Source organism: uncultured Tyzzerella sp. (genome assembly GCF_963558545.1).
GTDB lineage: Bacteria > Bacillota > Clostridia > Lachnospirales > CAG-274 > Tyzzerella.
Genome location: NZ_CAUWHO010000061.1, coordinates 1 through 10,332, shown reverse-complemented (window position 1 = coordinate 10,332; position 10,332 = coordinate 1). Strand labels below are relative to the sequence as shown.

At 22.6% G+C, this 10,332-nt stretch carries 13 protein-coding genes; all 13 read left to right on the top strand.

The genetic code is table 11. The annotated features are described in order from the left end of the window. The first annotated feature begins 34 nt into the window (after positions 1–34). The 13 genes from R5Z65_RS08815 to R5Z65_RS08760 all read left to right on the top strand — a co-directional run bounded on the left by R5Z65_RS08815 (position 35) and on the right by R5Z65_RS08760 (position 10,303). On the top strand, positions 35–1,147 hold the full coding sequence (locus tag R5Z65_RS08815; protein WP_317368607.1) for a pentapeptide repeat-containing protein: 1,113 nt from the start codon (positions 35–37) through the stop codon (positions 1,145–1,147). Between the two features lie 38 nt (positions 1,148–1,185). After that, on the top strand, positions 1,186–1,521 hold the full coding sequence (locus tag R5Z65_RS08810) for a DUF4280 domain-containing protein (protein WP_317368604.1): 336 nt from the start codon (positions 1,186–1,188) through the stop codon (positions 1,519–1,521). A 10-nt stretch (positions 1,522–1,531) separates the two neighbouring features. Then, the gene (locus tag R5Z65_RS08805; RefSeq protein ID WP_317368602.1) at positions 1,532–2,968 is read left to right on the top strand and encodes a contractile injection system protein, VgrG/Pvc8 family; all 1,437 of its coding nucleotides are present in this window, start codon (positions 1,532–1,534) and stop codon (positions 2,966–2,968) included. 19 nt (positions 2,969–2,987) lie between these two features. After that, positions 2,988–3,140 carry a hypothetical protein gene (locus R5Z65_RS08800; RefSeq protein ID WP_317368599.1) on the top strand — a complete coding sequence of 51 codons (153 nt, stop codon included), beginning with the start codon at positions 2,988–2,990 and terminating at the stop codon, positions 3,138–3,140. Between the two features lie 170 nt (positions 3,141–3,310). Further along, positions 3,311–3,490 (top strand): hypothetical protein, encoded by a 180-nt coding sequence (locus R5Z65_RS08795; RefSeq protein ID WP_317368597.1) that lies wholly within the window; start codon positions 3,311–3,313, stop codon positions 3,488–3,490. A gap of 72 nt (positions 3,491–3,562) precedes the next feature. Then, positions 3,563–3,730, top strand: a complete 168-nt coding sequence (locus R5Z65_RS08790) for a hypothetical protein (RefSeq protein WP_317368595.1) — start codon at positions 3,563–3,565, stop codon at positions 3,728–3,730. A gap of 909 nt (positions 3,731–4,639) precedes the next feature. Continuing rightward, positions 4,640–4,912: a DnaJ domain-containing protein gene (locus R5Z65_RS08785; RefSeq protein ID WP_317368592.1), complete on the top strand. Its 273-nt coding sequence runs from the start codon at positions 4,640–4,642 to the stop codon at positions 4,910–4,912. Positions 4,913–5,218: 306 nt separating this feature from the next. Beyond that, positions 5,219–5,344, top strand: coding sequence for a hypothetical protein (locus R5Z65_RS10155; protein ID WP_331678036.1), 126 nt, complete (start codon positions 5,219–5,221; stop codon positions 5,342–5,344). A gap of 12 nt (positions 5,345–5,356) precedes the next feature. Beyond that, complete coding sequence (locus tag R5Z65_RS08780) at positions 5,357–5,737, top strand: FHA domain-containing protein (RefSeq protein WP_331678035.1); 381 nt, start codon at positions 5,357–5,359, stop codon at positions 5,735–5,737. A 9-nt stretch (positions 5,738–5,746) separates the two neighbouring features. Next, positions 5,747–6,589 carry a serine/threonine-protein phosphatase gene (locus R5Z65_RS08775; RefSeq protein WP_317368591.1) on the top strand — a complete coding sequence of 281 codons (843 nt, stop codon included), beginning with the start codon at positions 5,747–5,749 and terminating at the stop codon, positions 6,587–6,589. Positions 6,590–6,603: 14 nt separating this feature from the next. Further along, complete coding sequence (locus R5Z65_RS08770) at positions 6,604–8,466, top strand: hypothetical protein (protein WP_317368590.1); 1,863 nt, start codon at positions 6,604–6,606, stop codon at positions 8,464–8,466. A 56-nt stretch (positions 8,467–8,522) separates the two neighbouring features. Beyond that, positions 8,523–9,119, top strand: coding sequence for a hypothetical protein (locus tag R5Z65_RS08765; protein WP_317368589.1), 597 nt, complete (start codon positions 8,523–8,525; stop codon positions 9,117–9,119). Between the two features lie 14 nt (positions 9,120–9,133). Further along, positions 9,134–10,303, top strand: coding sequence for a hypothetical protein (locus tag R5Z65_RS08760; protein WP_317368588.1), 1,170 nt, complete (start codon positions 9,134–9,136; stop codon positions 10,301–10,303). Positions 10,304–10,332: the final 29 nt, after the last annotated feature.

The window sequence follows — 10,332 nt, the reverse complement described above, 5'->3', positions numbered from 1 at the left end:
AAGAAGTAAAATTTAATAATTTAGGAGGAATTTTATGATAGAAAATATGCCAGAGCATTTTATAGAAACTTATTTTGAACCAACATTAAATGAAATATTAAATAAATTAGAGTATGATTTTCAAAATAATTTTGAAAAATATAAATTAGAGTTTATTGAAAATTTTAAAGAATTTTGTAATATTGTAAAAGAAGAATTTCCAAATTTAGAAATTGCCTATATCTCATATAACTTAATGTTAACAAATATATTAAATCATAAATATAAATATAATATATATGTTTATGATAGTAATTGGTATTTAGGTATACAAAAAGATATAAAGATTTTAGAATATGATGTAACATTTATTTATAAATATTTTGAAGAAATGTGGTTAAAACTTTTAAAGGAAAGAAAAGGCTATATATTTAAAATAAATGATACAGATGTAAATAATTTAATGATAATGATTATTGATAAATTTCATTATTATGTAGTTAGTTTGATGAGAAATAGTATAGTAGAATTAACAGAGACGAAAGAATTTATAAACTTAAATAAATATAATGAAATTAATATTCATACAGGAAAGTTTTATGATGAATTTGATATTGTATACATAGGAAAAAAAGAAAAAAATATAATAAAAATAAAAAAGGAAATAAATAAATCAGAAAAGTATATAAATAGAGATTTAATGAACTTGGAAATAATTAATATTGATTTTAATGTTTATGATTTAAGGGGGACTGACTTTAGGAATAGTAGGATAATAGATGTTAATTTAGAGTATAAAATGCTCACAGGAGCAAAATTTAAAAATTGCGAAATTATAAATACATCTTTTAAATCAAGTTTTTTAAGTGAAGTGAATTTTGAAAATGCTAATTTGTCGGGAAACAATTTAACATCAATATATATTTATAAAGGTAAAAATAATAGCCTTTTAGATATAGGGTTTTTGGAGGCAAATTTTAAAAATACAAATTTAACTAATGTAGATTTTACAGGAAGTATATTAGAAAATATAGATTTTACAGAATCAATATTAAACAATACAATATTTGATTCTTGCAAACTCACTAATTGTAAATTTACAAAAAAACAACTAGAATTAATTAAATTAACAGAAGAACAGAAAAAACAAATAAAAATAAAGAGATAACTTAACTTAAAATAAAAATTAAAGAAAGAAGAACTAAAATGGAAAAAAATATAAGAGATGGAGCAACAATATATTGTACATTAGGAACTTGTAAATCTAAACTAATAATACCAAAGGAGAAAAATGCAAGAATAAATGGAGAAGGACAAGCAGTAGTATCAGATAATGTTGTTGGAGTTAACATAACAAATTTTTGTAGTTGTACAAGAAGTTTTCCACCACCACCTTGTACTCCAGCAATAGTATTAAAATGGCAATTAGCAGATAAAAAACATAAAATACAAGGAGAATTAGCTATACTGGATAAATGTATATTACCTTGTTTAAATGGTGGAATAATAAAAATAGAAAAATCAGGACAAATAAAAGAATAGAGGGGATACAATGTTAGATGCAATAACATATTTAGATTTAAAAACAAATATTATGAATTTACAAGAGCTAATAGATTTTGAAATGAAATATGAAATAAATGAACATTGCTATTGTAATATAATGGGTATATTAAAAGAAGGAGATGAAGAATTTTTTGTAAAACATATAACAGCTTTTAGTCCAATACAAGTTAGAATAGAAAAAGATATACCAATAACAATATTTAATGGAATAATACAAAAATCAGAAATAAGACATATAGGGAGTGTATATTATTTAACATTAAAATGTGTATCAAATTCATTTAAATTAGACATAAAAAGGAAAAGTCGTTCTTTTCAAGATAAAAATATGACATATAAAAATATAATGGATAAAATAGCAAGTGAATATGCACCAAGTCAAATATTAGATTTTGCAACAGAAGGTAAAAAAATAGAAAAATTTATTTTGCAGTACAAAGAAACAGATTGGGAATTTATAAAAAGATTAGCATCAAGATTTAATGTAGGATTAATGCTATTAGGAGCAGATGATGGAGCAAATATAATATTTGGAATAAAAAATGGAAAAGATATGGGTAATATAGAAGAATATAAATATACATTAGAAAAAGATGTAAAAAACTACCTTATATCAAAAGAAAATTATAATGAAAGTTTATTAGAATTAGATAGCATAAGATTTAAAATTGAAACAATAGAAAATATAGATGTTTATAGTAAAATTAAATATCAAGACTTTGATTTATTTATAAGTAAAAAAAGAGCCTTTTTAAAAGATGGTATATTAAAATTTGAATATGAAATATGTACAAAAAAAGGACTAACAAGAAATAGATTTTATAATGATAAAATAATAGGGCTTTCAATAAAAGGAAAAGTATTAAAACCAATACAAGATAGAATAAAAGTACATTTAGAAATAGATGAAAATCAAGAAGAAAATACAGCTTGGGAATTTTTATATTCAACAATGTATACGGCAGAAGGTAATAGTGGTTGGTACTGTATGCCAGAAATAGATGATACAGTATATATATATTTTCCAACAAAAGAAGAAAGTGAAGGAGTTGGAACAAGTTCATTAAGAATAGGGGATAAAGGGACAGATAAAGTAAATGAACCAAGTATAAAGTATTTTAGAACAATAGATGGAAAAGAAATAAAATTCGCACCAGATGAGATACTAATAACCTGTATAAATGGAAAAGATAAAGAAACAGGAGAAGATAGAGTAATATATATAAAAATGAACCAAAATACAGGAGTTGAGATAATAAGTACAGAACCAATTTCTTTAAAAAGTGAAAAAGAAATAAAAATAGAAGCAGAAGAGAAAGTAGAGATAATAGCAGGAGAAGAAATAGATATGAATTGTAAAAGAAGTGAAATAAAAGTAAATTCTATGGTTGATATAAGAGGACCAGAAGTTAGAATAAACTAAAAATAGTGGAGTGATATAAGTGGATTGTAAAGTTACTTTTAAATATGACGGTAATAACAAAGAATTAAAAATATTAAATACTTACATAAAGGAAATAAAATATAATGTTAGTATGCCTAAAATAAATGGTAAAAATAAAACAACAAAAGGAAATACAAAGGAAATACAATAGAAATAATAGGAAGTCTTACAGAAATAGAATTTGAAAAAGATTATGAAAGAGAAGAAAATTTATTAAATTGGACAACAGAACAAATAAAGGATATATTTAATTACTATAGAAATATAGAATTAGAAATAATCCACAAAGATGAAATAGTAAGAAAAAATAAATTTTATTTTATGGAGCTTGAGAAATATGAAACAGATTTAAGAGAAAATATATTTAAATTGGTATTAAAACAAAAGCTTGATAGATTAACTTGGGTAGCTTTTACACAAGAACAAATAGAAAAACTAGATAAAGATTATGATAGTATATACCAATTATATTTAGAAAAAATTGAAGAAAAGAAAAAATAAGAAGCTGAATTAATTTAAGATAAAAAAGAAGAAATACAAATACCGATAATAATACTAATAGAAAAAGATGATATGATAGAACTTAAAAATTTAGCATTTAATTATGATATAATTAGTAATGATTTAGCTTCAATAAATGTAGCAAAAGACATATATGTAAGAGAATTCGATACTATTGATAATACACAAGAATTTCCAAATGTTATAGGTTTAAAGGAACAACAGAATCACCTATTGTAGTATATACAATACTTAACTATAGATAAGAAATAAAGGTAAGATTAAAATTAATATTAAAAAGCGATGGTAAAAAAATGTATATATTAAATTAAATAGTAGTGAGCTATTTGGAGAAAGTGAAATAAAGCAAGTTAATATAATAGGAAAAAAGGAAGGAGAAGAAATAATAACAGAATTAGCTATAAAAAATAATAAGTTTGAAAAAGTAGATAAAAAAGAAGTAAAAATAACATTATTATATGGTTTTGAAGAAAATAAAATTAACTTAAAATTAGAAGAATTTAATGTAATAACATAGATATTTCTTGATAAACCTACTTCTAGTTGGGTAGATAAAAATCAATCAGGCTATATAACACCTTTTAAAGATGCATTAGAAAAATTTATAAATTTTGTTGTAGAAGGAAAAACTGAAATTGATCTATTAAGTAATATTATTGAGTATTTAAATTATAATAAAAATTTTAAATATGTTACAAAAAGCAATTTTACAGATGTTTATAATGCAGAATTTTATATAAAAGATTTCATATCTCAAATTAGTAATGAAATTGTATCATTAAATTGTTATGATTGTTCGTCAATAGTTCAAATTATATCAAATTTATTTGGAGTAGAAATAGAATGTGTTGATTTTATAGGAAGTTTAAATTTAAATAAAAATGTATCACCAATTGGATTAAATATAGGTGAAATTAATAGTTTTTCAATCTATTGTGTTAATATAAAGCAAGTTAATATATATATGATGCGTGTTCTTGTAAAACATAAAAATAGAAGGTGGATATCCAGCAGGTGTATAATACCACCAAAAATTAAGTTAAATACCTAAAAAATTGGAAAAGGGCATATCTACATATGCCCTTTTTTGATTAAAATTACAATTTAAAACTTTATAAGGAGAATTTTATGGAAAATTATTATAAAATATTAGGAGTAAATGAAAATGTAACAAATGAAGAACTAAAAAAAGTATATAGAAAACTTGCTAAAAAATATCATACAGGTGCAAATGTAGGAAATGTACAAGCAGAAGAAATGTTTAAAAAAGTTAGCAAGGCTTATGAAGTTTTAAGTGATGAAACTAGTAGAGCAAAGGATGATAGAGAGTTAAAAGGAAATTTTAGTAATTTTAATAATAAAAAAACTAGTACAAAAGCAAAACAAATACAAGTAGTGTAAATGAAGATATATTTAATAAATTTAATGGTTTTAATGTGTTTGAACAAGCTTTATGGGAATAAAAATATGAATGTAAAGAAAAAATAGGAGAAAAACATATTGAATATAACAATTAAAAGAATAAAAGCAATATATTTAATAATAAATAGCATAGGAGTATCTATTTTAAGTATTGCTTTTTTATATATAGATAATTTAAAATTAAAAATATAAACTATCACCAGCAGAGCCATATAAACTAGAAAAAGGAGATACAATATATTTAGGACTTACTAAACTACAAGTAGATTAAATAGGCGAAAAGGTATGAGCAATTTAATACGTTGTCAAAATGGACATTTATTTTTAGGAATAAGATATGGAACAATATGTTCATACTGTAATATAGAAACAAATACAAAAGAAAAACAAGAAACCAAGCAAACAGATTAAGATATAGAAAAAATGCTATTTTTAGAAGAAGAAAACCCTGTTTGTGGTTGGATAGTTTGTATATCAGGAGCAAGACGAGGAAAAGACTATAAAATAAGAGAAGGTAAAAATTTTATAGGAAGAGCAGATGATATGGATATACAAATATTAGGGGATAACAAAATAGAAAGAAGAAACCACGTAATAATAGTGTTTGACCCTAAAAATAAAGAAACAATATTACTTCCTGGAGATTCAAATGGATTAGTATATCTAAATGGAAATGTAGTATATTCACCAGAAAGATTAGGAGAAGATAGTATAATAGAAATAGGAAATAGTAAATTTTTATTTGTAGAATTTTTTGGCGATAAATTTATGTGGACAGATGAAAATGAAAATGAAAATAAATAGGGAGAGAGTATGGAAAGTATAAATGAAAATCAACCTATTATAATAATAATTTTATTACAATTAGTAGTATTATTGTTAATGTTAATAAGACTAAAAATGTATATAAATAGAAAAACAAAAGAAAAATATGAATTTGGAGCAAGTATGACTATTGGAGATAGAGAAATACAAGAAGATAATTACAACTTTATAGAAAGCAATAATGGATTTTTAGGAATTTTAGCAGATGGAATGGGCAAAAAATTTGGAGGTAAAATATCAAGTCAAATAGCAGTAAATACTTTTATAGAATTATTTGAACAATTTGATGCTTTTGATAATCCTAACTATTTTTTTCAAAAAGCATTTACAGTTGCAAATAGAGAAATACTTAAAAATTTAGATGATGATAGATGTGGAGCTTGTGTATCTGCTATTTTAATAAGAAATAATATGCTTTTTTATTCATTAGTAGGAAATATAAAAATAGCAGTATATAGAAATGGAGATTTAATACCAGTAAGTACAGGACATACAATAAATATGCTAGCCGAAGATAAATATAAAAGTGGAAAGCTAACAAGAGAAAGTGCAATAAGTTTATTAGAAGAAAAAAGACTTTATAATTATGTAGGACAAGATGGATTTAAAAATATAGAGTTTTTTGATGAACCAATAAATTTAAAATATGGAGATATAGTAGCATTAATAAGTGATGGAATATATGAATTTTTAAGTTGGAAAGAAATAGAAAATGAACTTAATAAAAATATAAATACACAAAAAATGGCATTTAATATAATAGAAAAAATAAATATAAGTCAAAAGGAAAATAAGGATAATGCTAGTATATTTTTAGTAAAAATTAATTAAAGATGAGGGTTTATATGAGAAAAGAAAATAGCAAATTTAATACAAAATTTATATCAGAAGCAGGAAGTGAATTAAAAAATAGTGATTATTTTGCTTTTGTGGAATTAGATAAATATGCGTGTTATGTAATAGCAGATGGAATAGGAAATATGGCTAATGTAAATGGAGCTAAACTTGCTATACAAAGTGTTATTTTAAAATTTCAAGAAAACCCATCAATAAGTAAAAATGCAATAAAATCTTATTTAAAAGAAGCAAATAAGGAGTTTTTAAAGGCAGATAGTAAATTTAGATTAAAAGCATCAATAACAGTAGTTATAAGTAATTATGAAAAAATAAGATATGGACATTTAGGAAATACAAGATTTAGGCTATATCGAGGAGGACTAGTAAAACAAGAAAGTATAGATATGTCATTAGCAAATGATATAGTAAAAGAGGATAGACTTTCTAAAGATTTAATAAGCAAACACGAAGAGAGAAATAATTTATATTCATATTTAGGTAAAGAAAAAGATTTTAAACCATTTATATCTAAAAAAATAAAGCTAATGGATAGTGATATAATAGCTTTATATACAAGGGGAATATGGGAAAATTTAGACCAAAGCGAAATAAATGAAGTGTTTGAAGAAGCTACAAATGATGCAGAAGAAGTACTTAACAATATAGAAGATTTAATATTGTCAAAGCAACCAAACCAATTAGAAAATTATACATTTGTAGTAATATTTGCCGATAAAGTATTTAAAGACCCAGAACGAAAAAGAAAAATAAAAAGAATTATAAAAATAAGTATAACAATAATAGTGATATTACTAATAATAAGTTTAATATTTTATATGTTTTATAAAAGAAGAATAAAACGAATAGAAACATTAAATTTAACATATCAAAACACAATAGAATATATACAAGATAACAATTACATAAGAGCAAAGGAGGAATGTAATAAAGCGATAGAAGTAGCAAATAAGTTAAATAATAAAGAAAAAGTAAAAGATTTAAACAATTACTTAAAGTTAATAGAAACAACAATACTTGCAGATGAAGCTTTAAAAGCAGAAAATTACAAAGAAGCACAAGAAAACTATATGAACGCCAAAGATAGAGCTAGATATGCAGATAATGTAAATGAAGAATATGTAGATAAAAAATTAGAAGAAACAAAAGATTATTTAAATGTATATGATTACATAAATTTAGGAGATAAACTAAAAGAAACAGGAGATTATGAAGGTGCAGAGAAGAAATATTTAGAAGCTAAAAATATAGCAAGTAATATATACTTTGATAAAGGAAAAGAAAAGGCAATACAATCTCTTGAAAAACTATACGATGACTGGGGGAAAGCAAAAGAAGAAACAGATAAAGAACAAAAAGATAAGGCAGAAAAGGAAATAACAGCGTTAGAAATAGTAAAACAAGGAGATGAAAGTTTTAGAAATGGAGATTATGAAGGTGCAAGGCTTTACTATACAAATGCAATAGAAAAGTATAATGAAATGGAAGATTTAACCCAAGTAGAAGTATTAAACAATAAGTTAATATCAATAGATGAAAAAATAGCAGAAAATAACAAAAAAATAGAAATAGCCGAAGAACACGAAAGGTTGGCAATAGATTTAAAAGCAGATAAAAATCTAATAGATGCAAAAAAACAATATTTGTTTGCTAAAAAAATATATACAGAACTAAAAAAAGATGATAAAGTAAAGGAAATAGATTCATTAATAGAGTTGTTAGATTTAGAAATAGAAGAAGAAAATAAAAAGTTAGAAGAAGAGTTAAAAAAACAAGAAGAAAGTTCAAGTGAAGAAACAACAGAATCTAATTTTGAATCATCTGAAACAACAAGTAAACAAATGGAGGAATAAAAAAATTTATTAAAGGGTAAAAAATTGAAAATGTAAATTAAAGAAAGGAAAGTTTTATGTACAATACAATTGAAATATATTGGAATGGGAATGAATCTAAACTTAATATATCTGAAAAAAATATTGAAAATATAAAATATAGTATAAATAAGATTCAAACAATGACAGATTTTAAAACAAAAAATATTGTAGAAATAATATTAAAGTTAGATGAAAACATAGAAAGTGTACAAGAAGAACTTAAAAATTGGGGGTTATGTAAATCAAAAGATGTTTATAATTTTTATAGAAATATAAAAATTATAGAAATAATAAATGAAGTACAGTATAGATTTGTAAGTTTTTATTATTTAGGAATAAAAAAGTTTGAACAAAAAGAAAAAGATAAACAACTAATATTAACCTTAAGGCAAAGAGAGGATAAGTTAAGTTTTATAGGTATAAATGAAGAAAAAGATAAAATTTTAGATGATAAATATACACAAGCTTATCAAAGTTATATTTTATCTAAAATTAAAAATGATGAGATTTTAGAAGAAGATGCTTATGAATTTTATACAAATGATAAATTAGACTATTCAGGTGTTAATTTATCTGAAGATGAAATAAAAAAATATTTAGAAAAAGGATATTTTTTTAACAAGACTGTTTAATAGAGGTGATAAAATTGCATACACATATATTTACTAAAAAAAGAGTTTTAATAGAAGTTTTTAAAAATAATGAAAAAGAAGAGTTTGAAGGTTGCTTATATGATAATAACATAGTTGTTAATAATCCAAAAAAACTTTTGAAATATTTAGAAATAAATATAAAAGAAGATTCTGATAAAAATAAATATAATATTTCAAAATTAGGAAATAATATATCTTTAAATATGGTAAAGTGTAAAGTATTTAACTCAAATATAGTAATAGATAGTTTATATTTTAATGATTTAAAAATATTTTTAGAAAATATTGAAAATAATAGTTTATATAAAATAGAAATAAACTATTATTTAGGACCTATTATGAATAATAATTATTATGCAAGTTGCAGTATATATATGGGCATTCTATATAAAGAATCAGAGTTTTTAAATAAAAATGTACAAAGTTTTGGAAATATAAAAGTTACATTAGAGGATTTAAAGAAAATAGGTTGGATTAAGATGCATTGTGGATATATAGATAAAATAAATAAAAATATATCTGCACCATCATATTCAGAACTTAATGTAAGTATAATTGAAAAACCAGGAGAGCCTAAAGCTAATTATATTGTACAAGAAGATTTAAAATTTAAATTTAATCCAGACCCTGAAATATCTAGAGTATATAGAAATTTATTTCAACAAGATATAGATAATTTAAATAAGGTTATTAAACTAGCTAATATAGATAATAATGAAAAATTATATCTATTTTTATCTCAAATAAATGCTGAAACAAATAATTTTAATGGTTTAGTTGAAGCAGGTGGAAATAATAAAACTAAGTCTACAAGAAATAGTATTAAAGAGTATTTTAATAATAATACTAAATATAAGTATAAATATAGAGGTGCTGGAACAATACAATTAACACATTGGTATAATTATGAAGATTTTAAAAATTATATAAAGGACAATAATATTTATATAGAAGGATGTGAGTATGTGGCTTTTACATATCCTTGGTTAGTTGCAGGTTTTTTTTGGAAGAAAAATGATATAAGTAAAAAGTTAAATAATAAAAAAACAGAAAAAGAAAGAGTTAAAGAACTAACTTATATTATAAATGGAAAGGGTGCAAGTCAGGAAGAAATAAATAGAAGATATAATGAATTTAACAAAATAAAAAATATATTAAAATAAATGGGAAAAATAAGTGTATGAAAAAACTA

Bases quoted from the DNA above. Each gene is read 5' to 3' on its own strand.
- R5Z65_RS08795 (WP_317368597.1), top strand. From the start codon at position 3,311: ATGGAGCTTGAGAAATATGAAACAGATTTAAGAGAAAATATATTTAAA.
- R5Z65_RS10155 (WP_331678036.1), top strand. From the start codon at position 5,219: ATGAGCAATTTAATACGTTGTCAAAATGGACATTTATTTTTAGGAATA.
- R5Z65_RS08765 (WP_317368589.1), top strand. From the start codon at position 8,523: ATGTACAATACAATTGAAATATATTGGAATGGGAATGAATCTAAACTT.
- R5Z65_RS08805 (WP_317368602.1), top strand. From the start codon at position 1,532: ATGTTAGATGCAATAACATATTTAGATTTAAAAACAAATATTATGAAT.
- R5Z65_RS08780 (WP_331678035.1), top strand. From the start codon at position 5,357: ATGCTATTTTTAGAAGAAGAAAACCCTGTTTGTGGTTGGATAGTTTGT.
- R5Z65_RS08785 (WP_317368592.1), top strand. From the start codon at position 4,640: ATGGAAAATTATTATAAAATATTAGGAGTAAATGAAAATGTAACAAAT.
- R5Z65_RS08775 (WP_317368591.1), top strand. From the start codon at position 5,747: ATGGAAAGTATAAATGAAAATCAACCTATTATAATAATAATTTTATTA.
- R5Z65_RS08815 (WP_317368607.1), top strand. From the start codon at position 35: ATGATAGAAAATATGCCAGAGCATTTTATAGAAACTTATTTTGAACCA.
- R5Z65_RS08810 (WP_317368604.1), top strand. From the start codon at position 1,186: ATGGAAAAAAATATAAGAGATGGAGCAACAATATATTGTACATTAGGA.
- R5Z65_RS08790 (WP_317368595.1), top strand. From the start codon at position 3,563: ATGATAGAACTTAAAAATTTAGCATTTAATTATGATATAATTAGTAAT.
- R5Z65_RS08770 (WP_317368590.1), top strand. From the start codon at position 6,604: ATGAGAAAAGAAAATAGCAAATTTAATACAAAATTTATATCAGAAGCA.